Source organism: Micromonospora sp. NPDC047187, assembly GCF_040643355.1.
GTDB lineage: Bacteria > Actinomycetota > Actinomycetes > Mycobacteriales > Micromonosporaceae > Micromonospora > Micromonospora salmantinae.
Genome location: NZ_JBEYUF010000021.1, coordinates 1 through 23,509, shown reverse-complemented (window position 1 = coordinate 23,509; position 23,509 = coordinate 1). Strand labels below are relative to the sequence as shown.

Here is a 23,509-nt window from a genome sequence, read left to right as displayed (position 1 = left end):
ATGATCACGGTCTGCCGTCGGCAGAGCGGCTGGGTTGTTCGGAGCTGGGGGGAGCAGGATCGGCGGATGCGGATCCTCATTCTCGGTGGCACCCAGTTCCTCGGCCGGGCGACGGCACTGCTCGCCGTCGAACAGGGTCACGAGGTCACCTGCGCGGCCCGGGGCGTGTCCGGCACGGTGCCGGCCGGGGCGCGGTTCGTCGCGGCCGACCGCGATGATCCCGAGTCGCTCGTCCCGCTCGCGGCCGAGGGCTTCGACGCAGTGGTCGACGTGACCCGCCAGATCAGCCACGCCCGGCACGCGCTCGCCGCGCTCGCCGACCACGTCGGCCACTGGTCGTTCGTGTCGACGATCTCGGTGTACGCGGACCACACCACCCCGGGCCAGACCGCTGCGGACGCGGCGATCCTGGCGCCGGCCCCGCCGGACGTGGACGGTCCGGTCGGCCCGGACCACCGCTGGTACGGCGAGTGCAAGGTGAGCATCGAGGAACTGGTCCGGGAGCGGGTCGGCGTGGACCGTTCGTTCATCTGCCGGGCGGGGCTGATCGTCGGCGCGGAGGATCCGAGCGATCGTTTCCCGTACTGGGTGCGGCGGCTGTCGGCCGGCGGCGAGGTGCTGGCCCCCGGGCGTCCGACCGATCGGGTGCAGTTCGTGGACGTCGCCGATCTGGCGCGTTGGCTGTTGCACGCCGCCGGCACCCGACTCGGCGGCACGTACGACGGCACCGGTCGGGCGATGTCCCGGGCCGACCTGCTGGCCGGTGTGGCCGCCGGGCTGGGCGTCGCCGATCCGGCTCTCACCTGGGTCGACCAGGAGTTCCTGGTGTCCCACGACGTACGCGAGTGGTCGGGGGAGCGGGCGTTGCCGCTCTGGGTGCGACTGCCGGAGACCGCCGGCCTGATGGACCGGGACGTCCGACCGGCCCTGGACGCCGGTCTGACGGTCCGTCCGCTGGCCGATACCGTTCGGGCGACCGCGTGCTGGATGGCCGCACAGCCGGCGGCCGTCCGGCAGGGTGGACTCGGCCCGGCGGATGAGGCGGCGATCCTGGGGAAGTGGCAGGCTGTGCGGGACCGGTGATCCCGGCGATCGAAGTTTCCCCCACCTCGGACAGTCATAGTTGACGCTCACGCCTGCTGAAAGTAAGTTTCATCCGTGGCGAAGAGTCCGAAGATTTCTGCGAGTCACGAGCCCGGTGGGCTGATCGTCCACATCAGCGGGCTGTTGCCATCGCTGTCGCCCGCCGAGCAGCGGGTCGCCCGGCTGGTCGTGTCCGACCCGGCGGCCGCTGCCCGGCGGACAATCACCGACCTCGCCACCGCAGCCGAGACATCCGAGGCGACAGTCATCCGGTTCTGCCGTTCGGTGGGCATGGACGGCTACCCCCAACTGCGCATCCGCCTCGCCGCCGAGGCCGCGCGCCGGATCGAGCCACCGGACGCCCGAGTGGTCGGCGGTGACATCCCGCCCGGTGCCGACCTCGCCCAGATCATCGCCACCATCGCGTTCAACGACGCCCGCGCCGTCGAGGAGACCGCCGAGCAACTCGACCCGGCCGTCTGCGAGCAGGTGGTCGAGGCGATCAGCGGTGCCGGTCGGATCGACATCTACGGCGCCGGCGCCAGCGGGTTCGTCGCCTCGGACTTCCAGCAGAAGCTGCACCGCATCGGCCGGATCGCCTTCTACTTCCCGGACGTGCACACCGCGCTGACCTCGGCCGCCCTCCTGGGCCGGGGAGACGTGGCGATCGGCATCTCGCACACCGGCACCACCTCCGACGTGATCGAGGTGCTGGAGCAGGCCCGTACCCGCGGTGCGGCGACAGTGGCGCTGACCAACTTCCCGCGCTCGCCGATCACCGACGTGGCGGACTTCGTGTTGACCACGGCGGCCCGGGAGACCACCTACCGCTCCGGCGCGACGGCCAGCCGGCTGGCCCAGCTCACCGTGGTCGACTGCCTCTTCGTCGGGGTTGCCGCCCGCAACAGGGCCCGGGCCCGCAAGGCCCTGGAGGCGACCGCCGAGGCGGTCCAGTCGCACCGGGTGGGTGCCAACCGGAGGCGGGCATGACGGCCGGTGCGGAGATGCCCGCACGGCCCGCTCGCCCCACGGTCCGGGTGGGTGCCCCCACCGAACGGCGTAACCCGCTCAGCGTCGACCTCGACCTGATGTCGACCCGGGACGTGCTCACCGTGATCAACGAGGCGGACCGGCGAGTGCCCGCGGCGGTCGCCGCGGTGCTCGACGAGATCGCCACCACCGTCGACCTGGCGGTCGCGGCGCTTCGCGGCGGCCACCGGGTGCACTACTTCGGGGCCGGCACCTCCGGCCGACTGGGCGTGCTCGACGCCGCCGAACTGGCCCCCACCTTCAACTCGCCCCGACACTGGTTCTGCGCGCACCTCGCGGGAGGCCCGGACGCCATGTGGCGGGCCGTCGAGGACGCCGAGGACGACGACCGGGGCGGCGCGGTCGAAGCGGCCAGTTGTGTACGGGCCGGGGACCTGGTGGTTGGTCTGGCGGCCAGCGGACGCACCCCGTACGTCCTCGGGGCGCTTGCCGCGGCCCGCGCCAAGGGCGCCTCGACGGTGCTGCTCTGCGCCAATCCGGAGGCGGAGGCCGCCCGGTCGGTCGACGTGTTCATCGGGGTGGACACCGGACCCGAGGTGGTCACCGGGTCGACCCGGATGAAGGCGGGCACAGCGCAGAAATTGGTCCTCAACACGTTCTCGACCGCCGTCATGGTGCGCCTGGGGCGGGTCTACTCGAACCTCATGATCGATATGGTGGCCACCAACGCGAAACTCCGCGGACGAATGATCTCGATTCTGGTCGAGGCCACCGGTTGCTCGGAGGAACTCTCCCGGCAGGCCCTCACCGAGGCCGACGGGGACCTGAAGACGGCGCTGGTCGCCCTGGTCTCGGGCGCCGAGATCGACGCCGCCCGGGCCGCGCTGGCCCGCTCGGCCGACCAGGTGCGCGGCGCACTCGCCCTGCTCGCCTCCTAGCGCCACCCGTACCGGGAAGCGAACGAGCCCTCGGATTGTTCATCTGGCCGAGGGGTAATAACACCCTCGTGAATGAACCGACCGGTGCACCGGTGCGTATCTGGCAGTGACCAGGATCGCATCGCGGTGGTGACCCGGGTCGCTGTGCCCCCACGGCGGGCGGTGTTGCCATGGTGCGGTAACCCGTACGTGGTGCCCAGTGGCGAGCCACCCGATGGGGTGCTGACAGCAAACATGGACCGTGCTTTCAGCTACTACTCAGGCATTCGTGACACTTTCGACTCACGACGAGGAATCCCCGACACGTCTCATCTGTTGTGTAGGTGTCAGCACCGATGGGCACAGCAGAAGTTACCAGGGGCTGACAGGTGTGGGGAATGGCAAGGAACCGGGCAACCGGCGCGAGCGAGGGGACCGTGGGCAACGTGGACAAGAACATCGGCATGCGAACCGACGAGGTTGCCGAGGAGCGCGACCTGGTCGGCGTCTACCTGCACGAGATCTCCCGGACGCCACTGCTGGACGCCGCCAAGGAGGTCGATCTCTCCAAGGCGATCGAGGCCGGCCTCTACGCCGAGCACCTGCTCGGTGAGGAAGCCGTTCCCGCCGGTGTCGACCGGGCCGACCTGGAGTGGCTGGTCGTCGAGGGCGAGCGGGCGAAGGACCTCTTCATCCGCGCCAACCTCCGACTGGTCGTGTCGATCGCCCGGCGCTACGTGCGCTCGGGGATGCCCATGCTGGACCTGATCCAGGAGGGCAACACCGGCCTCGTCCGGGCGGTCGAGAAGTTCGACTACGAGCGCGGCTACAAGTTCTCCACCTACGCCACCTGGTGGATCCGGCAGGCGATCAGCCGGGCCATCGCCCAGCAGGAGCGCACCGTCCGTCTACCGGTGCACCTGGTGGAGGACGTCAACCGGATGCGCAACGTGGCCCGGCAGTTGACCCGTGAGTTGGGCAGCGACCCGGAGCCGGAGCAGATCGCCAACGCCCTCGGCGTCACCGTCGAGCGGGTGAACGAGCTGCGTCGCTGGTCGCAGGACACCGTTTCGCTGGACACCCCGGTGGGCGACGACGGCGACACGAACCTCGGTGACCTGGTCGCCGACAGTGACGCGCCGTCGCCGGAGGACATCGTCCTCAGCGGCCTGGAGCGGCAGCGCATCGAAGGGCTGCTCAACCACCTCGACGACCGGTCCGCCGGCATCATGCGGGCCCGCTACGGGCTGGAGGACGGCCGGGAGCACTCGCTCACCGAGGTCGCGTCCCGCTTCTCGCTGTCCCGCGAGCGGATCCGGCAGCTGGAGATCCAGGCCCTCGGCCGGCTCCGCGAGCTGGCTCGGGCGGAAGGGCTGCAAGCAGCCTGACCTGGAAGTAATGACTAATGACGGCGAACGGCCGGCGTCCGATAGGGGGACGCCGGCCGTTCGCCGTTTCCGATGGTGGTCAGCGCACCCGGCCGTAACCCTGGATGGACATCATGTTCATGCCACGCTTGAGCACGTTGCGACCGGCGCTGGGCGCGTCGATCACCTGACCGTCGCCCACGTAGAGGGCGACGTGCCCGAGCCCGCTGTAGAAGACCAGGTCGCCGGGGCGTAGCTCGCCCCGCCCGATGTGGGCGACAGCGCTCCACTGCATCCTGGTGTTGTGCGGCAGGGACTTCCCGGCAGCCCGCCAGGCAGCCGAGGTCAGGCCGGAGCAGTCGTAGCCGTTCGGCCCGTCGGCCGCCCAGACGTAGGGCTTGCCGATCGCGCCGAACGCGTAACGCACCGCCGCGCCGGCAGCACCGGACACGGCGGGCACGTTCTTGGCCTCGCTCGTCGCCGCCCTGGGCTCGGGTCGCTCGGTGGCGGCCCCGTACGCCTGCCGGCGCAGCTCGTACAGCTTGGCCAGGTCCTGCTCGATCTGCTTCTTACCTGCGGCGAGCTGGCGAGCCTGTGCTGCCTGTCGGGTCAAGGTCGCGCCCAGGTGGGCCTTCTCGTCGAGCAGTCGCTGCTGGTCGGTCGTGAAGCCGGAGATGCGCTCCTGCCGTTGGCGGGTCAACTGCTCGATCGTGCCGAGCCGGTCCAGCAGCGCGGCCGAGCCGCCGGGACGCAGCAGGGCGTCCGCGGTGCGCAGACCGCCACTCTTGTACGCGGTGGAGGCGAGCTCCGCCACGTCGGCCCGACTCTGCTCGACCTGCTGTTCGAGCGGGCCGATGCGGGTCTGTAATCGGGCCACGGCGGCCTCGTTTGTCTTGATCTCCTCACGCAACTTGTTGTACGACTCGACGACCCGCTCCAACTCGGCCGAGGACGTCTCGATCCGGCGGGTCAGGTCGGCGGGGGACGGCTCGGCCTGGGCCACCGCCGTCGGGGCGATCAGCGCGGCCGACATGCCGACCAGCGCCACGGTGCGCAGCAGATTTCTCAGGGATGACAAGAGCGGAAGGCCCCTCTCCCACGGCCGCCGGGGCTGCTGACGCCCTCGACGACACCGGCCGGGGCCATCCGGGCGGACGGCACTGGGCCGGACCGGCTCGCCCAACCTAACCCGGGACGGATGTCGCTCGCAGTTGAAGCAGGGGCGAAAGTTGGGAGAGTTGCGGGTCGGGCCCATGGGCTGGGTGGCGCCATCGTGGCTGATGACGCCTGGGGACGGGGGAACATCGCCCTTTTCGCGGCCCACTGACGGATATGCGACTTTCGTCGTTCCGGGCGTATGCCGCCGGATTCCTAGCCGCCATAACCGATAAAAGCTGAAATGGATGCTGTTTCTCGGCGATGTCACCCGGTCGTGGCGAGCTGTCGGGACCCGGGAAATGCCCAGGTCGACTGGCGATGCCGCAACACAATGAAGTCCGGAGCCGGGAATCCCGTCGACAGGCAGCGATGACTGTCGCCAGCGGGCCCACTCGGCCAACCGTCCCCTTCGGGAGGAACCGTGAATCGTGAAGGCGCAAAGACGCGACCGCCGCGAACGGTGCCGGGCGCCCGGTCGACCCTGCTGTACGCGCGGCCCGGCATCATCGTGACCGTCGACCGGTTCACCGTCGGTCGGAACAGTTACCGGGTCGCCGACCTGACCCATCTGCGTACCACCCGGGGTCCGCACGACCGGATCGCCGTCCGGGCCGTGGTCATCACCGCCAGCATGCTCGGCGGTGTGGGGGTGCTCCTCGGCTTCACCGGCGGTCTGCACCGCCTCACCGCCGGGGCGTACCTGATCCTCGGCGCGGTGTTCCTGCTCCCGGCCGCACTCGCCCTGGTCGGCGACCGCTGGCGCCCACCGCCGCACGAACTGTGGGGGTGGTACCAAGGTTCGGAGGTGCTGCTGTTCAGCGCCGACGACGAACGGCAGTTCGGCCAGGTCACCCGGTCGCTGCTGCGGGCCCGGGAGGTCAACCGCTACGGCAGTTGGGTCGACCCGCTCGCCGAAGCGGACCCGTGGCGGCCCAACCGCTGATCGGGCGCGACCGGCTCAGGCGGCGGCCCCCTGGCGGGCTGACCAGTCTGGGCAGTGCGGACCCTTACGCCCCAGCCGGCCGTAATTCGGCCGTTGACGCACCAGGCGTGAACTCACTGATCTTGAATATTGATAACTGAAGATCGGCTCAGTATGTTGAGCGCGCCGCGGAGGCGGATCGATCAACACGGGGGCTGTTCATGGTCGTTAATGGTGGGCGTCGCACGCCCTTTTTGGGCATTCGTCATCGCAGTTCGGCCCTATTGGTCATGGCATTCCTGCCAGCCTCGGTGCTCGTCCCACCTGCCGCTCCGGCCCAATCGGCCGCGCCCACGCCCGCCGCTGCCTGCGTCGACGTCCAACCGAACGCCAAGAGCGCCCGCGCGATGCTCGCCACCTGTGGCCGGCAGGTGGAGATTCTGTCTGAGCGCACCGAGTACGCCCAGACGTTCCTCAACCCCGACGGATCGCTCACCCTGGAGCAGAGCATCGAGCCGGTGCGGGTACGCAAGGGTGACTCCTGGGTGCCGGTGGACACTGTCCTCAAGGCGACCTCGGAAGGACTTGCCCCCAGGGCGTCGGTGCTCCCGATGGTCTTCTCCCCAGGGGGCGAGAGCGCGCCGCTGGCTCGGCTCCGCGACGGTGCCCGCGAGCTGACGATGTCCTGGCCCGGGCGGTTGCCCGCGCCGGTGCTTGACGGATCCACTGCCATCTACCGGAACGTGCTGCCCGAGGTCGACCTGCGGGTGACGGCCGGCGCCCTCGGCTTCTCCGAGGTGTTGGTGGTGCACACCCGGAAGGCAGCGGCCAACCCGAAGCTCAGATCCCTGCGCTTCGGTCTGGAGAGCAAAGGGGTGACGGTCAGTCCGGCGCCCGGCGGTGGTCTGGCGGCCCGCGACGCCAACGGCCAGAACGTCTTCAGTGCGCCAGCCCCGCTGATGTGGGACGCCACGGTCGCCGGCGCGGAGCCGGACCTCGCTGGCCAGGGCGCCCGATCGACCGACGCACCCGCCGGCACCGCCGGGGTGGCCCGGCGCGCGGTGATGCCGGTGACGGTCAGCCGCGACTCCCTGACCATCGTGCCGGACCGGGCGATGCTGGACGACCCACGGACCAAGCTGCCCATCTACATCGACCCGTCGTGGACCGGGGGGATAGCCAGCAACGCCTGGACATCGGTGTGGAGCAAGCACAAGTCCAGCTCGTTCTGGCAGAACTCCACCGCCCTCCAGCGGGCGTCCACCTACGGCGCTGCCGGGGCAGGTCGTACCGAGGACTGTGACGGCTGCGCGGACCACATCATCCGATCCCTGTTTCGGATGAACACCAGCGCGGTCAGGGGCAAGATCATCAGCAGGGCCGAATTCCGGATCGAGCAACTCCACTCCTGGACCTGCAACCCGAAGTCCAACGCGAAGCTCTGGCTCACCGGGAAGATCTCATCCTCCACGACCTGGAACAACCAGCCGAGTTGGGACAGTAGCTACACCGCTCAGACGTCGGCGAACCGCAAGATCGGTGGGGCGCACGGCTGCCTGGGGACCGGAACGATCGAGTTCGACGTCACCCGAATGGTCGACCGGGCGGCAAAGAGCGGCTGGGCCGACCTGACGGTGGGGCTCCGGGCGATCGACGAGGGCACAAAGAACCAGTGGAAGCGGTTCAAGCACTCGACGCCGAAGCTGTCGATCACCTACAACACCAAACCCAACCCACCGTCGGGACACCAGTCCGACGGTAAGCCCTGCGCCGTCGGCAACTCCCGACCGTACGTGTTGAACACCACCCCGTACCTGTCGGTGAGGCAGTCCGACCCGGACAGCTCGCAGCAGTCCCTGACGACGTGGTTCTACTGGTGGCCGCTCGGCGGCTCGCGCAACGAAACCAACAAGATCTCCCAGGCGTCGGGCAACCCGTCGGCGGTGTCGAAGCAGATTCCGTCCGGCAGGTTGGTGGACGGCACCACCTACGTGTGGCAGGCGCGTACGTGGGACGGATCGGTCTACGGCGACTGGTCCGGCACTTGCGAGTTCACAGTGGATGCCACACCTCCGAAGGAACCCGGGGGCCTCAGCTCCACCACCTACAGCAACGACGGCACGCCGCGTGGTGGGGTCGGCGTAGCGGGTGTGTTCGCCGTGGCACCGCCGACGCAGCGTCCGTACGAGGTGAGGGAATACGCCTGGACCCTTGACTCGGGCGTGCTCACCGAGGCGCAGAACGTGCCGGCCCGGTCGGACTTCAGTGCCTCGATCAGCGTCATGCCGTTGCACGACGGGGTGAACACCCTGCGCGTCTGGTCCCGGGACCACTCCGGTCGGTACTCGCTCGTACCGGCGACCTACACGTTCTCCGTACGGGCAGGATCCGGTCCGGCGGCCCGCTGGACCTTCGACGAGACCGGGAACACCGCTGCCGACGTCACCGGTCACGGCAACACGCTCACCCTGGCCCCATCGGGAACCCGGACGCCGGGTCGGGCCGGTGTCGGCACCGCGCTCAGTCTCAACGGCAGCACAACGGGCTCACTGACAGGTTCAGTGCTGACCCCGAATCCGGACACGGGCGCGGCCACCCCGGTGCGTACCGACGGAAGTTTCACCGTGGCAGCCTGGGTTCGGCTGCCGACCGTGCCGACCACCGGCTACCAGGCCGTGCTCAGCGCCAACGGCGCCCAGTCGCACGCCTACAGTCTGGGCTACTCCGGCGCGAGCCAGCGGTGGCGATTCACCATGTCGACCGCGGACACCACCAACACCGCGCTGCATCATGTCCTGTCCAACTCGGCGGCCACCGCCGGAAAGTGGACTCACATCGCGGCGACCTACGACGGCGCCACGAAGAAGATGACCCTCTATGTCAACGGGGTGGCTCAGACCGCGACGACGACGCTGGTCGGCGGCTTCAACGCCACCGGCTCGATAACCGTCGGCAAGCGCAGGTGGAGCGGCGCCGACGACGGCCTCTTCACCGGCGCCGTCGACGACATCCGGGTCTACAACCTCGTCGAAACCCCGACCAAGCTTGCCGAGCTGGCAGTGCCCTTGCAGCCGGTGGTGTCATTCCCCAACGGCACCGAGGTGACCGCCGGAGGGCAGCTCCAGGTCACGTTCAACGCTGGTGGCGACACCAACATCACGAAGTTCCGGTACAGCGTGGGCGACACCACGCTGGGCAGCACGGTGAATGCGACAGTCGCCGGTGGGACCGCCACGGTCACCATCAGTGCCGGCGCCACCACCGGTATGCGCCTGATCTACGTGGCATCCCTGGACGACGGCGGTCGACTCGGCGGAATCTCCCAGGCATCCTTCACGATCAAGGTGACGGCGTTCGTCTACGGCACCGTCTACGACGAGAACTGGATGCCGCTGGACGGTGCCACGGTGCGGCTGGAACCGGGCGGGCTGCAGACGACCAGCGGCCCCGAAGGTGGGTTCAGCCTCGCCGGCTTCGCGCCCGGGGTCTACACCCTCGTCGGCTCCTTCGGCGGCCGGTGTGGGCTCTCCGGCACCAGCGGTCCGTGGGAGATCGACGGCCAGGGGCTCGGTGTCAATCTCCCGCTGCAGGCGTATCGGGACGACGAGGGGCACACCTGCGCCACGTCGGCGAAACCGTTCATCGCCGCCGACACCATGCTCGCGTTGACGGGCGACGACGCGGTCGGCGAGGTGGCACTGCCCTTCGTGTTCCCGTTCTACGGCCACGCGTACCGCAGCGCCTGGGTGGACACCAACGGTCTCGTCTCCTTCACCGACCCGGGTGGATCCCACCCGTACACCGGGGGCGCACTGCCCGCTCCGGCAGACCCGAACGGCCTGCTCGCTCCGTTCTGGGACGACCTCGTCGTGGATTCCTCGGCGAGTGTGCGCACGGGGACGGTGGGAACCGGTGCGAGCGAACAGTTCGTCATCGAATGGCGAAACGTGCACCGGAAGTCGTCGACCGCGCAGCGGCTCTCCTTCCAGGTCCTGCTGGCCGCCGACGGCACCGTCACCACCAACTACGACCAGCTCGACAACGACGCTGAACGTGGGGCCAACGCGGTGGTGGGGATGGAAGCACCTGGTGGCGACGACGGCCTGGTGTATTCAGCTGCGACTCCGGCACTGGCCACCGGTCAGGCGATCACCTTCGCCATCCCCCCGACGACTGGGCCGTTGGCCAAGCACGATCTGTCCGGCACCCTTGTCGACCCGTCGGGCAACCCGGTGGTCGGCGCGACCGTCACCCTTGACCCGACCGGGCTGACCACCACCACCGGTGCGGGCGGGGCATGGCAGTTCACCAACGTGGTGGCCGACAGCTACACCATCTCGTCCACCCAGAACTACAGGTGCGGCCCGTCGGTGGAGAGCCAGGTCGACCTGACCGAGGACACGGTACGGGCGCTGCAACTCACCGTCGACTACGGCAGTCTCGGCTACGCCTGCGCCGTCGGTGCGTCCGGCTATGTCACCGCCGACACGCCGCTGGCTCCGACCAACGGCACATCGCAGGTGACCCTGCCGTTCCCGTTCACTCTGCATGGAAAGACCTACACCACGGGCTGGGTGGACCAGAACGGGCTGATCAGTTTCGATGCAGCTCCGATCACGATCATCAATCCCACCATGCCGAGGGTCGACGCGCCGAACGCGATAATCGCCCCGTTCTGGGACGACCAGCTCGCTATCGGATCCAGCAGCGTGATGCGCACCAAGACCATCGGCACCGCGCCGAACCGGACCTATGTCGTCGAGTGGTCAAGCATGGTGCTGCAGACGTTCACCGCGACCTACAGCATCAGCTTCGAGGCGATGCTGCACGAAGACGGTCGGATCTCCTTCCACTACGGCACTCTCACCAACCTCGTTCAGAAGGGCTCCAGCGCGACCATCGGCATCGAGAGTGCCTCCGGCGCCGTCGCGAAGCTCTACTCCTTCATGGAGCCGGCGGCCGTCAGCAACGGCTCCATCACCTTCACTCCGGCGCCGCCGGGCTCGATCAGCGGCACCCTGACGACCGCCGGAACGGGTGAGCCGATCGCCGGCGCCACCGTCACCCTCGACCCGGGAGGACGCACGACGGTCACCGCGGCGGATGGTGGCTACCAGTTCGCCAACGTGCCCATCGGAGAGCAGGTGGTGGGCGCGGTCGGCGCCGACAACCGGTGCGTCGGGCAGTACGCCCGCCAGTTCGTCAACCATCCCGGCGGTGGCGCCCAGGATCTCGACCTTTCAGTGATGTCCAACGGCGACGAGTTCGGCTACTCCTGTGAAGCCGGACCGGTCACCTTCATCCCCGGTGACGTGGTGGAGACGTGGCGCGGCGACGACAAGGTCTGGCAGAAGACCGCGCCATTCCCGATCAAGCTTTATGGGGAGACCCACACCTCCGCCTGGATCAGCTCCAACGGCTTGATCAGCTTCAGCAGCCTCGACGGCATCGACACCGACACGCCAACGCCAACCCCCCTGCCGTACGACGAGCTGGGCGGGACGATCGACAACGCCGTGTACGCGTTCTTCGACGACTGGGGGGTCGACGCCTCAAGCGCGATCGCCACGAAGCTCAGCGGCGCGGCGCCGAACCGGCAGTGGGTGGTCGAATGGCGGAACGTGTACCGCTCGGGCAACAAGGCGTATCGCGCGTCGTTCGAGGTCATCTTCAACGAGAACGGCGACATTTCGCTGGCCTACGCGGACATCGACCCCGCTGACGCCAGGGAGCGCGGCGGTCAGGCGACCATCGGCATCGAGAACGCCGCCGGCGACGTGGCCTTCCAGTACCTGCACCGGGAGGCGCTGCTGACCAGCGGCCAGGGCGTCACCTTCCGGCCCAGCCCACCAGGACTGGGTACGGTGACCGGCACGGTCAGCTGCCAGGGAACGCCAGTGGCCGACGTGACCGTGGCGGTCGGCGGGAAGACCGCCGTCACCTCAGCCACGGGCAGTTACCAGGTCACGAGCGTTCCCAGCGGCTCGTATGCGGTGATCGCCACCAGCCCCACCGGCACCTGCCGCGGCTCCTCGGTGCAGCACACCACCGTCGGTGCTGGTACCAGTCGGGTCGTCAACTTCGCCGTGGGGGCAACTCCGGCCGGTGCCGGCTACACCATCGCCGAACAACCGATCACGTACACCCCCGCCGACGGTGCGGTCCTGTCCCTCACCGGCGACGATCGGGACACACGAGTCGACCTGCCGTTCCCCGTCACGCTGTACGGGCAGTCGGTCAGCTCGGCCTGGGTGGACACCAACGGGCTGGTCAGCTTCGCCAACCCGGAGGCGCCGTCTCCGTATCCCTATCCGATCCCGTCGGCGGGCAGCCCGGCCAACGGCATCTACCCGTTCTGGCATGACTGGGTGGTCGACTCCTCGGCCAGCGTGCGGACCGCGCTCCGAGGTACGGCACCCAGCCGGCAGTTCGTCATCGAGTGGCGCAACGTGTCCTCCTACGAGGACCCCAACATTCGGGTCACCTTCCAGCTGATCTTCGACGAGGCGGGCGGATACAGCTTCGTCTACGCCGATCTCGACGGGACGTTCGTGGAGCGCGGTGGTGCGGCGACCATCGGCCTCGAAGGTGCCGACGGCACAGCAGCTCTTCAGTACACACACCGGCAACCGGTACTCCGTGCCGACCTCGGCCTACGGATCAACCCACCAACTTCCTGACCACAGCCGGTTCTCCCCACAGCCGTCGCTCCTCGGACCCCTCTCGGAGGTAACCCGGTGCAGTCGAGCCTGTCCACTAACATGTTCGTGCCGTCGTCCAAACCCAGCCGAACCAGGACATTCGTCGTGATGCTTCTGGTGGTGACGCTAACTGCCACGACGTTGTTCGTACCGCCAGCTCGAGCATCGACACCGGAACCCTTCACGGCACCGAAGGCTGCGAAGGTCAAACCGGTACCTGTGCGTACCGTGCCCGCCGGCGAGGTGGCGGCCAAGGCCGCCGTACCGGAGGCCTCCGCGCAGCCGGCCCCCCAATGGCCGTCGGCGGGCACCGCCGAGGTCGACCTGCCCGGGCCGACGACGCAGGGCAGAGTGGCTTCGCCCGCCCGAGCCGGGGCGCTGCCGGTGCGGGTGAACCGTCCCGAGGCCTCCGCGCGCGGTGCCAGCTCGATTCCGAGCCGGGTCCGGGTCAGCGTGCTCGACCAGCGGGCCGCCGAGCAGGCGCGGATCCGTGGGGTGCTGCTCCGGGTCGCCCGGGTCGACGGTGCCGCCCAACGGGGCACCGTCGAACTCGGCGTCGACTACCGGGCATTCGCCACTGCCTACGGTGCCGACTGGGCGAGCCGGCTACGCCTGGTCTCCCTGCCGGCCTGTGCCCTCAGCACACCGGGGCGTCCGGAGTGCGCCGGCACCGTCCTGCCGACTCGCAACGACCTCGCCGCGCGTACGGCGACCGCCACCGTGCCGGTCGAGCCTCGGATGACGGAGAAGGGCAGCCTCGACCTGGCGGCGCAGGGGAGCCTGTTCGCTCTGACCGCCGGCCCCTCCGGTGCGGCCGGCGACTACGGCGCGACCAGTCTCTCGCCCTCGGCGACCTGGTCGGCCGGTAGCAGTTCCGGTGACTTCACCTGGTCGTACCCGATGCGCAACCCGCCAGGGCTCAATGGGCCGACGCCGGAGATGAAGCTGGCCTACTCCGCGCAGAGCGTCGACGGGCGGCACGCGGCCTCCAACAACCAGCCATCCTGGGTGGGCGAGGGCTTCGAGTTCGTCCCCGGCGACTTCATCGAACGGCGCTACCGGTCCTGTGGGCAGGACATGGACGGCGACGACAACAACAACGCCACCAAGACCGGTGACCTGTGCTGGGAGACCAACAACGCGACGATGTCGCTCGGTGGCGCCGGTGGCGAGCTGATCTACAACGCCACCGACGATTACTGGCACCTGCGCCGGGACAACGGCACCCGGGCCGAGCGCATCGTCGGCGGCACGTCGTACGGCAACGGTGACAACGATGGTGAGCACTGGAAGGTCACCACCACCGACGGCACCCAGTACTGGTTCGGTCGGCACAAGCTGGCCGGTTGGACCACCGACAAGGCGGTGACCAACTCCACCTGGACGGTCCCGGTCTTCGGTAACGACCCCAATGAGCCCTGCCGGGGCTCCAACTTCGCCGCCTCAGACTGTATGCAGGCGTGGCGGTGGAACCTGGACTACATCGTCGATCCGCATGGCAACACCATGTCGCTCTGGTACGCGAAGGAGTCCAACGGATACGCCCGCAACAACACCGCTGACGACGTCGCCTCCTACACCCGGGGCGGTTACCTGACCCGGATCGAGTACGGCACCGACAACCGCACCGCGGTCGGCGGTGTCCGCACCGACTCGCTCTATCGTGGCGTGGCCGCGCCGATGCGGGTGGATCTCGCCGCAGCGGACCGGTGCCTGAACGACTGCTCCAACCACGATGCGGCCCACTGGCCCGACACCCCCTGGGACCAGGAGTGCACCGGCGACTCCTGCCTGGTCGGTGCGCCCACCTTCTGGTCGAAGAAGCGGCTGTCGACAGTGACCACACAGGTCCGCGACGGCAGCGCCTACCGCAACGTGGAGCGATGGACCCTCACCCACACGTTCCCCGACCCCGGTGACGGCACCAGGGCGGGCCTGTTCCTGAAGAAGATCTCCCACGCGGGTCTGGTCGGCACCACCGCCTCGGTACCGGACATCGAGTTCACCGAGACGCAACTCAGCAATCGGGTCGACACCATCGACCACTCGGCCGCGATGAACTGGATGCGTCTCGCGGCGATCCGCAGCGAGAGCGGTGGCACGGTGAACGTCACCTACTCCGGGCCGGACTGTATCGCCGGATCCCGGATGCCCAGTGCCCCGCACAGCAACACGATGCGCTGCTACCCGGTCCGCTGGACACCGGAGGGCTACACCAACCCGGTCACCGACTGGTTCCACAAGTACGTGGTGACCACCATCTACGAGATCGACCACACCGGTGGCGTACCTCCGAACGGCAGTCCGCGGACCGCCTACTCGTACAGCTACCTCGGCGATCCGGCGTGGCACTACGCCGACGACGACGGACTGATCGGGAAGAAGGACAAGACCTGGTCGGTGTGGCGGGGATACGAGAAGGTTGGCGTCACCGTCGGTGACCCTGGCGAGCAGACCTACGTCGAGACGAAGTACTTCCGCGGCATGCACGGCGACAAGCAGCCCACCGGGACCCGCAACGTGTCGGTGACGGGGACCGGCGTGCCGACGGTGAAGGACGAGGACGCCTACGCCGGCATGGAACGAGAGAAGACCACGTACAACGGTCCCGAGGGCGCGGTCGTGTCCCGTGAGGTGAGCGAGCCCTGGCAGTCTTCCGCTACCGCCTCCCGCACCATCAACGGCGATCTCGTCGAAGCGAGATTCGTGGATGTTTCCGGACGGCACAACAGGATAACCCTGGACGCCGGCCGCGGTGAGCGGGTCACCTCGCAGTACACCACCTTCGACGACAAGGGTCTGCCGACCAAGGTGGACGATCTGGGTGACGCCGACAACGCCGGTGACGAGCAGTGTGTCAAGACCGAGTACGCGAACAACACCACGAACTGGCTCATCGGGCAGCCGCACACCAAGTCCACTTACGCGGTCCGCTGTGCTGACGCGGAGAACCCCGCCAGCCTCACCGAGGACAAGGTCATCTCGGTGGAGCGGGTCTCCTACGACGGCAACACCCACGGTGTGGCGCCGACGCGCGGCGAGGCCACCCGGAATGAAGAGATGTCGGCTTGGACGGCCGGTGCGCCGTCCTTCGTGACCGTCTCTCGGGCGGCGTTCGACGTCTACGGCCGGGTAACGGAGGCCTGGGACGCGGTGAACGCTCGGTCCACGACGGCGTACGTCCCGGCCAGTGGTGGCCCGGTGACCGGTCTCGTGGTCACCAACCCACTGAGCCATGCCATCACGAGTGAACTGGAACCTGGCTGGGGCCTGGCAACCAAGGTCACCGATGCCAACGGTAAGCGTACCGAGACCAGCTATGACGGCCTCGGCCGACTGAAAGCGCTCTGGGGTCCAGGCCGTGACAAGACGACCCAACCGGCGAACACCACGTACGACTATCTGATCCGGGCCGACGCGCCCTCGGTGATCACTACGAAGGCCCTCAACTCGGCGGGCAACTACGTCGAACGGTACGAGCTCTACGACGGCCTGCTCCGCAAGCGGCAGACCCAGGCCGCGTCACCGTCCGGTGGCCGCCTGCTGACCGACACCTTCTACGACACCGCCGGTCGGGAGGTGAAGTCCTACAGCGCGTACCACACCGCCGGCTCGCCAGGCACCACTCTGGTCACCTCGACGGAAGCGGCCTTCGTCCCAACCCAGATGCGGACCGAGTACGACGGGGTGGGTCGGGCGGTCGCGTCGGTCTTCCAGCCGTACGGTGCCGAACGGAACAGGACCCGCACCTACTACGCCGGCGACCGGGTTGACACCACCCCACCGCTGGGCGGCACCGTCGATTCCAAGGTGGGCGACGCTCAGGGGCGCACCGTGGAGCTACGCCAGTACCACGGTGCGACCCCGACCGGCACATACGAGTCGACTCTCTACCGCTACAACCGGAAGGGTCTGCTCGATCAAGTGACGGACCCGGCGGGTAACCAGTGGGCGTTCAACTACGACATCCGTGGCCGGCGCATCGGGGCCACCGACCCGGACCGTGGGCCGACCAGCATGACGTACGACAACGCCGACCGCGTCACGTCTACGACGGACGCGCTCAACCAGAAGCTGGTTTACGCGTACGACTCGCTCGGTCGCAAGCGAGCGGTCTACGAGAACCAGGTGGGTGGGAAGCTGCGGGCAGAGTGGTTGTACGACACCCTCGCCAAGGGACAACTCACGCAGAGCAGCAGGGCAGTTGGCACGGCTGTCTACCAGGTGAAGGTCACGGGATACAACGACAACTACCAACCCACCGGTACGCAGGTGGTCATTCCGACATCGGAGACCGGCTTGGCTGGCACCTACGATTTCGGCGCCACCTACAACGTCGATGGCAGTGTGGCCTCCGGGTCTCTTCCTGCCAGTGCGGACCTGCCGACGGAGACGCTGTTCCAGCACTACGACCCCGTTTCCGGGCTGCCAAAACAGTTGACCACGCTATATGGTGCCGGACCGAAATCCAGCTATGTGGCGGACACCGACTACAACGCACTCGGCAAGGTCGATCAGTACGAGATGTATACCGGCCTCTATTCGGAGACGGGATCGAGAGTCTTCCGCTCGTTCACGTACGAACTCGAAACTGGCCGGGTGTCCGGCAGCAGCACCGATCGGGATTCGACCGCGCCGCACAAGATCACGGATGTTCGCTACAGCTATGACCAGGTCGGCAACATCACCAAGATGTCCGACATGGCGGCCACGGGCGGAGCCGACCACCAATGCTTCCAACACGACTACCGAGGGCAGTTGGCGCAGGCGTGGACGCCGGCCAACGGCGACTGCAACACCGCACCGACCGTCTCCGGCCTCGGTGGTCCAGCCAAGTACTGGCTGGAGTGGGACATCGACAAGGCGGGTCGCCGGCTGGAGGAGATCGATCGCAGCAATTCGTCCGGCGAGCGCGTCACCACCTACAACTACGGATATCCAGCCGGCGGCGGAGTCCGGCCACACGCACTCAACGGCACCACTACCAAGGTCAACGGGGTGGTCACCGCAACCACCTCCTACACCTACGACGCGGCTGGCAATACCCTGACCCGGCCGACGGCCACCGCCGGTACCCAAACCCTGACCTGGGATCCGGAGGGTCTGCTGGCCACCAGCACCGACAGCACAGGCCCCACCAGCTACATATACGACGCAGACGGCAATCGGCTGATTCGTAAGGACCCGACCGGGAAGACGCTCTACCTTCCGGGCCAGGAAGTGCGATACCGCACCTCCGACGGCAATCTCTCCTGCACCCGCTACTACACCTTCAACGGGCAGACGATCGCATCTCGTACCGCCGCGGGGCTGGTATGGCTCGGCAGCGACCATCAGGGCACCGCCCAGGTGTCGGTCAACGCAGGTAACCAGCAGTTCACCATCCGCCGACAGACGCCGTACGGCACGGCCCGTGGCGGATCGCCGGCCTGGCCCAACAGCAAGGGCTTCGTCGGTGGGACGGTGGACAACACGGGGCTCACCCATCTGGGGGCACGCGAGTACGACCCGGGGCTCGGTCGGTTCGTGAGTGTTGACCCGGTGTTCAACATGGACGCGCCCGAGCAGATGAATGGGTACGCCTACGCGGGCAACAGCCCCATCACGCAGTCCGATCCGACTGGCCGGGAGCCCGGTGGCAGTTGGACGTACCTCGGAAGCGACAGTTGGACCAGCACCAAGGGCGGCTACCGCTATCACTACCGTGCCGACTACTACCTCTTCTGCCGGTACGGCGGATCCGTCTGCCTCGGTGGGGTGGGCAACACGCTCTACTGGATCCCGATGGAGTACTCCGGCATGCCGGGCGTGTGGCTGGTGGCCCGAGTGGTGCTGAATGTCTGGCGATCGGCACTGAATTGGCAGGGCCCTACGGCGAACATACCCGCAGGGCCGCCGAAGCCCCGAGTGCACATCCCAAGTACTCCGGTCTGCCCCCCGGCGCCCATTCCTGAGAAGCCAGAGGGTGAGCTCGATGGTCCGAAGTGCGCCTTCAAGGACTGGAAGTGTTTGACCAGCGGCTCCGAGGGGGTGAAGAAGTGGTGGCGGGGTAACCGGGACTGGGTCACCGGCGCGGTCGGCATCACCGGCGCGGCCCTGTGCATCGTCGCCACGGCTGGGGTCTGCGCGATTGCCGGCGGGATCGGCTTGGGGGTCGCCGTGGGCGGCCGAGGCATGGACCTCTACTCCTCGAAGAGTGGGGCGAAGTCGCCAGAGGCCTGGGCGAGAGCCCTGGGCGGGGCGGTGATCGACTATGCCTCATACAGATTCATCCCAGCGGTGCCGTTGTACAAGACGACGCGGATGGGCAACACCGTCCCCGCGCCGCGAAGCTGGCGCCATCCGACCGGGAGCTACAGCCTTTCCTGGAAGGAGCAGTACAGACCTCGAGGCGGGCTGGATACCGCTGCTACCGATGCCGCTGCAAGGGCGTTGGCTGCCCAACTGGGCTGGGTTGCGGTCTCGGCGCCGGGCGGCGTGGCGAAGTGGCAGATGGGCGTCCCGTTCACCGACCCCTTCGCGTGGTGACGAACCCAGCCGAGGGCTGTTCCAGCCCTCGGCTGGGTTCTAGGGTGGGTCGATCGATGGGGATGTCGTGACGAAGAGGTAGGGACGGTTTCTCGCGTGTGGTTGGCCGATGCAACTGAGGATGAGCGGAAACTGCTCCGTACGGCGATGATTCTGCTCCTGATAGGCCTGGGGTTGCTCGGCAGTTCGCTCGGCTACCGGTGGTGGGACTCATCGGAGGCGGATCGGCTGCGCGTGGAAGGCGTGCAGGTTCCGGCCACCCTCACCGACCGGGAGGGAGGCGACGCCCGAGGGAGCGGCGTCGACCGGATCGAGGTCTACTACATGTACGAGGGGGAGCAGCATCACGACTGGATCCCCTGCGCCAAGCTCGCCGCCTGCAGCAGCCCGCCGCCGCAGGCGTTGACCATCTGGGTGGACCCGAATGATCCGGAGCATTTTGTGGCGGAGAACGGGCGTACCGATGGCTCGCTGTTTTTCCTGATGTCCTGGTATTTCGTGCCGATCGGCGCAATCCCCGCCATCGCCGGTGGCCTGATACTTCGCTCGATGAGGATCGATAGGAAGAACGCGAAAAAGTCACCCAGCGCTGATAATTAAGTCATTAGGGGAGATGGAATGACGAAACCTGTCAAAAAAGGGGTGCGGCCACCGTCCGCTGCCCGCAACCCGAAGGCGTATGCCTTGTCGGTGGCGGGAGCGGTGTTGATTCTGGTGGGACTGGTGGCGGTCGACTCGATCCTGCTGGTGGCGGTCGGGGCCGCTCTGACGCTGGCCGGATGGCTACTCGCCCGCCGAGGGGCGTGAAGGTCGGCGCAACCAATCTTCACGCCCGCTCACCGTCATCGCGGGAGGACGGGCTCCGGAGTCCGTTCCTCCTGCGGTGCGGCCACCCAGGCGCTGACCCGGCGCTCGGCGTAGAACGAGACGAACGGCACCGTGCCGGCCAGCATCACCAGCAGCATCCGCTTCAGCGGCCAGTCGGCTCGGCGGCTCAGGTCGAACGCGGCCACCAGGTAGATCATGTAGAGGAAGCCGTGCGCCGGCCCGATGGTCTCCACGACGACCGGGTTGTCGAACGCGTACTTCAGCGGCATGCCGATCACGACCAGCAGGATCAGCACCACGCCCACGATCCAGGCGATCACGCGGTACCGGGTAAGGGCAGCGCCCACCTTCGTCCGTCCTTCCGAGCCCGGCTCAGCCGGGATAGTCACCGGGCCGGGCGCCCGGATTGGCGTTCAACCATGACAGGTAGTGGTTGTAGGCGGCCAGGTCGGTGTCCTCGACGACATCGCCGGCGGCCGGCACCCGGGACACCCGCACCGGGCGGCGTACCGCCGGTCGGGACCCGATGGTGACCGCCGGCGCCGGCTCGACGGCCGGATCCGCGGGCGGCGCGTCGGCCTCCGCCGCCCTGCGGCGGGCCAGCTTCACCTCACGCCACCAGACGTAGACCACGAAGCCGGCGAAGATCGGCCACTCGACCGCGTACCCCCAGCTCAGGCTGTTGCCGGCGGTGGCCCGGCTGATCTGCCACCAGCCCAGCCCGAGAAAGCCCACGACCAGCACGACCATGGCCACGTGGCGTGCGATCCACGCCGGGGTCCAGAGCCGCCTCATGACATTGAGGGTACCGGGGGCGCTACCGGTCTCCGACACCGTGTCGTAGTCGTCGCCTCGCCGGCTTGGTTTGGCATCACCACGCCTGGGCAATCGTCTAGACGCCAGCCCAAACGAGATCAAGGGGGGCGATCATGACCGGATCGGTACGTGGGGACGGCTTCGCGTCCAGCGGCAGTGCGGATATTAGCCCGGAGCAGCGGGTGCCCGAGTGGGGCGGCGATCAGCTCGCCGACCCGGCCGGCGCTCCCGGCCTCGACGGCGACCTGCTCGGCATCGACCCGACGGAGCTGACCGACGAGGACCTGATCCGCGAGATGCACAGCCTGCACCGCACCCGCCTGGACACCCTGCGGCACGCGACGGACTCCGCACTCGCGAACCACCTGCGGCGCACGGCGGAGCTGGAGACCGAGTACCTGGCCCGACACCCGGGTCGCGAGGTCGATCCCAGCCGCCTGCGGGACGCGTGATGCCGGCGCGCGCCGTGCGCGGCATGTCCGCGCCACCCGAGGTGGTCTTCAACACGGCCACCGACCCCGACCGTGCCTCGGCCTGGCTGCCGGAGCCGCTGCGCGGCGACGGCAGCCCCGCGGCGGAGATCAGCGGGGAGGAGCTGCGCGCCCGCTGGGGCGACGGCGACGCCGACGACTGGTCCGCCGAGATCCGGGTGGAGCCGGCCGATTCCGGTGGCGCCCGGATTCAGCTCGACCTGGCCGACGGGTCCGGCGGACCCGGTCCGGACCAGTTGGCCGACGAGGCGCTCACCAACCTGGCACGCGAGGTCGCCGACAACCTCCAGGCCGGCTGAGCCGGCCGCGCGGGACGCCGTTCCCGCACCACCACGACACGTGAGGAGATCGGGTGAGCGACACTGGCCTGCGACAGAAGGCGGCCCGGCTGCGCCGGGCGTACGCGCCGCACGAGCACCGGCCGCTCGGCGGCTACCTGGTGGCCATGGGCGCCTACGCCGGGGTGACCGGGGTTCTCGCCGGCCTGGTCAAGGCGACCGGCCGACCGGTGCCGGAGCGTCCCGCGCCGTCCGACGTGGTGCTGCTCTCCATCGCCACGCACAAGCTGAGCCGGTTGCTGTCCAAGGACGCGGTGACCAGCCCGTTGCGGGCGCCGTTCACCCGCTACGACCGTCCGATCGGCAGCGGCGAGGTGATGGAGCAGGTCCGCGACTCGGGCAGCCCCACCCGGCACGCCATCGGCGAGCTGCTGAGCTGCCCGTTCTGCCTGGCGGTCTGGGTGGCCACCGGGCTGACCGGTGGCCTGGTGCTCGCGCCCCGGCTCACCCGTCTGGTGGCCACCGCGCTGACGGCGGTCGCCGCGTCCGACTTCCTCCAGATGGCGTACGCGACGGCGCAACAGGCTGCCGAGGGTGGGCACCAGGACGACGACTGACGAGCAGGACGGGAAAGGGGGGCCGGCAGACACCGGCCCCCCTTTTTTTCTCGTACGCCTCAACGTTGCATGCCGGACCAACCGTGCGGCGACTCCGGCTCCCGCTCGTCCTCGTCCGCCCCGGTGATGATGTCCCGATCCACCGCCGTGCGGTCGTGCTCGTTGGCGAAGTCCGGCTCGGGCGTGGTGTCCCTGCCCTTCGGGGGCTGACCCAGCGCCGGCACCTTCTCGTCGTGGTCCTCGTGGTGCGTCATGTCGGTGTCCCTCCTGCGGTCATTCGCGCGATGGTGCCGCCCAGGTCGCTCGCTCAGCCGATGGAACCGCCCAGCAGGTCGCTGGCCTCGTCCACCGAGTACTCGCCCTCGGGAAGCGCGTCGATGCGGGCGAGCAGGTCCGGTGGAAGCTCGGCGGCCACCGCCCGGCGATAGATCTCCGCCTGGGTGACCCGCTCCTGCGCCCGGAAGATGTCGTCGAGCAGGTCGTCGAGGGCCTGGGTGTCCGGCTCGCCGGCCACGGATGCGTCTGCGTCGTCGGTCACGTCGATCAGCTACCCGGGGCGGAAACGGTCAAACGTCACCCCGGTGGCGGCCTGCGCTCTTGGTCGATGGCCCCGCGAACCCTCCTTTGCTCTGCACCCGCCCAGGCGACAGTCACGCTGGGTAGGTGGTGCGCGGACGGGTGCAGAGCAAAGGAAGGCAAAGGGGTGCCGGGGGCGAAGAGGGGCGAGGGTGATGTTGCTCGCCCTCTCGGCCGGGCCGGTCCGCTGGGGTTCGCCGAATACAGACAGCGCCGCCCCCGGCCGTGTGGGCCGGG

17 protein-coding genes are annotated in these 23,509 nt (G+C 68.5%); 12 read left to right on the top strand and 5 right to left on the bottom strand.

From position 1 onward, the window contains the following. Window positions 1-66 precede the first annotated feature (66 nt). From ABZ794_RS26110 to ABZ794_RS26095, 4 genes are all read left to right on the top strand, one after another. Window positions 67-1,083 carry an NAD-dependent epimerase/dehydratase family protein gene (locus ABZ794_RS26110; RefSeq protein WP_357518016.1) on the top strand — a complete coding sequence of 339 codons (1,017 nt, stop codon included), beginning with the start codon at window positions 67-69 and terminating at the stop codon, window positions 1,081-1,083. 75 nt (window positions 1,084-1,158) lie between these two features. Then, window positions 1,159-2,073: a MurR/RpiR family transcriptional regulator gene (locus tag ABZ794_RS26105; RefSeq protein WP_030488123.1), complete on the top strand. Its 915-nt coding sequence runs from the start codon at window positions 1,159-1,161 to the stop codon at window positions 2,071-2,073. After that, the gene (murQ, locus tag ABZ794_RS26100; RefSeq protein ID WP_210784546.1) at window positions 2,070-3,011 is read left to right on the top strand and encodes an N-acetylmuramic acid 6-phosphate etherase; all 942 of its coding nucleotides are present in this window, start codon (window positions 2,070-2,072) and stop codon (window positions 3,009-3,011) included. Before ABZ794_RS26105 ends, murQ begins: the two co-directional genes overlap by 4 nt. A 377-nt stretch (window positions 3,012-3,388) precedes the next feature. Then, window positions 3,389-4,378, top strand: a complete 990-nt coding sequence (locus ABZ794_RS26095) for a sigma-70 family RNA polymerase sigma factor (protein ID WP_091405669.1) — start codon at window positions 3,389-3,391, stop codon at window positions 4,376-4,378. A 79-nt stretch (window positions 4,379-4,457) separates the two neighbouring features. Here ABZ794_RS26095 and ABZ794_RS26090 read toward each other — a convergent pair whose 3' ends face one another. After that, window positions 4,458-5,435, bottom strand: a complete 978-nt coding sequence (locus ABZ794_RS26090) for an NlpC/P60 family protein (RefSeq protein WP_357518014.1) — start codon at window positions 5,433-5,435, stop codon at window positions 4,458-4,460. 501 nt (window positions 5,436-5,936) lie between these two features. On the opposite strand from ABZ794_RS26090, the gene ABZ794_RS26085 reads away from it, so the two are divergent. The 5 genes from ABZ794_RS26085 (at window position 5,937) to ABZ794_RS26065 (ending at window position 20,473) form a co-directional block, all read left to right on the top strand. Beyond that, window positions 5,937-6,458, top strand: a complete 522-nt coding sequence (locus tag ABZ794_RS26085; protein WP_210784548.1) for a DUF6232 family protein — start codon at window positions 5,937-5,939, stop codon at window positions 6,456-6,458. A 269-nt stretch (window positions 6,459-6,727) separates the two neighbouring features. After that, window positions 6,728-13,117 (top strand): carboxypeptidase regulatory-like domain-containing protein, encoded by a 6,390-nt coding sequence (locus ABZ794_RS26080; protein WP_357518011.1) that lies wholly within the window; start codon window positions 6,728-6,730, stop codon window positions 13,115-13,117. Window positions 13,118-13,357: 240 nt separating this feature from the next. Continuing rightward, the gene (locus tag ABZ794_RS26075) at window positions 13,358-19,666 is read left to right on the top strand and encodes an RHS repeat-associated core domain-containing protein (protein ID WP_357518009.1); all 6,309 of its coding nucleotides are present in this window, start codon (window positions 13,358-13,360) and stop codon (window positions 19,664-19,666) included. Between the two features lie 147 nt (window positions 19,667-19,813). Further along, entirely contained in the window at window positions 19,814-20,266 is a 453-nt protein-coding gene (locus tag ABZ794_RS26070; protein ID WP_210784550.1) for a DUF3592 domain-containing protein, read from the top strand. 18 nt (window positions 20,267-20,284) lie between these two features. After that, window positions 20,285-20,473 (top strand): hypothetical protein, encoded by a 189-nt coding sequence (locus tag ABZ794_RS26065; protein WP_210784551.1) that lies wholly within the window; start codon window positions 20,285-20,287, stop codon window positions 20,471-20,473. A 35-nt stretch (window positions 20,474-20,508) separates the two neighbouring features. Here the strand turns inward: ABZ794_RS26065 and ABZ794_RS26060 are convergent, their stop codons facing one another. Next, window positions 20,509-20,841, bottom strand: coding sequence for a DUF3817 domain-containing protein (locus ABZ794_RS26060; protein ID WP_238688562.1), 333 nt, complete (start codon window positions 20,839-20,841; stop codon window positions 20,509-20,511). A 25-nt stretch (window positions 20,842-20,866) separates the two neighbouring features. After that, window positions 20,867-21,289 carry a hypothetical protein gene (locus ABZ794_RS26055; protein ID WP_238688563.1) on the bottom strand — a complete coding sequence of 141 codons (423 nt, stop codon included), beginning with the start codon at window positions 21,287-21,289 and terminating at the stop codon, window positions 20,867-20,869. Window positions 21,290-21,423: 134 nt separating this feature from the next. Between ABZ794_RS26055 and ABZ794_RS26050 the strand changes: the two genes are divergently transcribed. Genes ABZ794_RS26050 through ABZ794_RS26040 form a run of 3 tightly spaced genes read left to right on the top strand, consistent with a single transcriptional unit; the run spans window position 21,424 to window position 22,696 of the window. Further along, window positions 21,424-21,762 carry a DUF6158 family protein gene (locus ABZ794_RS26050; RefSeq protein WP_357518006.1) on the top strand — a complete coding sequence of 113 codons (339 nt, stop codon included), beginning with the start codon at window positions 21,424-21,426 and terminating at the stop codon, window positions 21,760-21,762. After that, entirely contained in the window at window positions 21,762-22,100 is a 339-nt protein-coding gene (locus ABZ794_RS26045) for an SRPBCC family protein (RefSeq protein ID WP_210784555.1), read from the top strand. Before ABZ794_RS26050 ends, ABZ794_RS26045 begins: the two co-directional genes overlap by 1 nt. Window positions 22,101-22,153: 53 nt before the next feature. Next, complete coding sequence (locus tag ABZ794_RS26040; protein ID WP_210784556.1) at window positions 22,154-22,696, top strand: DUF1360 domain-containing protein; 543 nt, start codon at window positions 22,154-22,156, stop codon at window positions 22,694-22,696. Between the two features lie 59 nt (window positions 22,697-22,755). Here the strand turns inward: ABZ794_RS26040 and ABZ794_RS26035 are convergent, their stop codons facing one another. Further along, window positions 22,756-22,950, bottom strand: coding sequence for a hypothetical protein (locus tag ABZ794_RS26035; protein WP_091405645.1), 195 nt, complete (start codon window positions 22,948-22,950; stop codon window positions 22,756-22,758). Window positions 22,951-23,003: 53 nt separating this feature from the next. Then, the gene (locus tag ABZ794_RS26030) at window positions 23,004-23,234 is read right to left on the bottom strand and encodes a hypothetical protein (protein ID WP_210784557.1); all 231 of its coding nucleotides are present in this window, start codon (window positions 23,232-23,234) and stop codon (window positions 23,004-23,006) included. Between the last annotated feature and the right edge of the window lie 275 nt (window positions 23,235-23,509).

What these genes read in the sequence shown, in the direction of transcription:
- ABZ794_RS26110 (WP_357518016.1), top strand. Translation starts at nt 67, where the DNA reads ATGCGGATCCTCATTCTCGGTGGCACCCAGTTCCTCGGCCGGGCGACG.
- murQ (WP_210784546.1), top strand. Translation starts at nt 2,070, where the DNA reads ATGACGGCCGGTGCGGAGATGCCCGCACGGCCCGCTCGCCCCACGGTC.
- ABZ794_RS26095 (WP_091405669.1), top strand. Translation starts at nt 3,389, where the DNA reads ATGGCAAGGAACCGGGCAACCGGCGCGAGCGAGGGGACCGTGGGCAAC.
- ABZ794_RS26080 (WP_357518011.1), top strand. Translation starts at nt 6,728, where the DNA reads ATGGCATTCCTGCCAGCCTCGGTGCTCGTCCCACCTGCCGCTCCGGCC.
- ABZ794_RS26070 (WP_210784550.1), top strand. Translation starts at nt 19,814, where the DNA reads ATGATTCTGCTCCTGATAGGCCTGGGGTTGCTCGGCAGTTCGCTCGGC.
- ABZ794_RS26065 (WP_210784551.1), top strand. Translation starts at nt 20,285, where the DNA reads ATGACGAAACCTGTCAAAAAAGGGGTGCGGCCACCGTCCGCTGCCCGC.
- ABZ794_RS26055 (WP_238688563.1), bottom strand. Translation starts at nt 21,289, where the DNA reads ATGAGGCGGCTCTGGACCCCGGCGTGGATCGCACGCCACGTGGCCATG.
- ABZ794_RS26050 (WP_357518006.1), top strand. Translation starts at nt 21,424, where the DNA reads ATGACCGGATCGGTACGTGGGGACGGCTTCGCGTCCAGCGGCAGTGCG.
- ABZ794_RS26045 (WP_210784555.1), top strand. Translation starts at nt 21,762, where the DNA reads ATGCCGGCGCGCGCCGTGCGCGGCATGTCCGCGCCACCCGAGGTGGTC.
- ABZ794_RS26035 (WP_091405645.1), bottom strand. Translation starts at nt 22,950, where the DNA reads ATGACGCACCACGAGGACCACGACGAGAAGGTGCCGGCGCTGGGTCAG.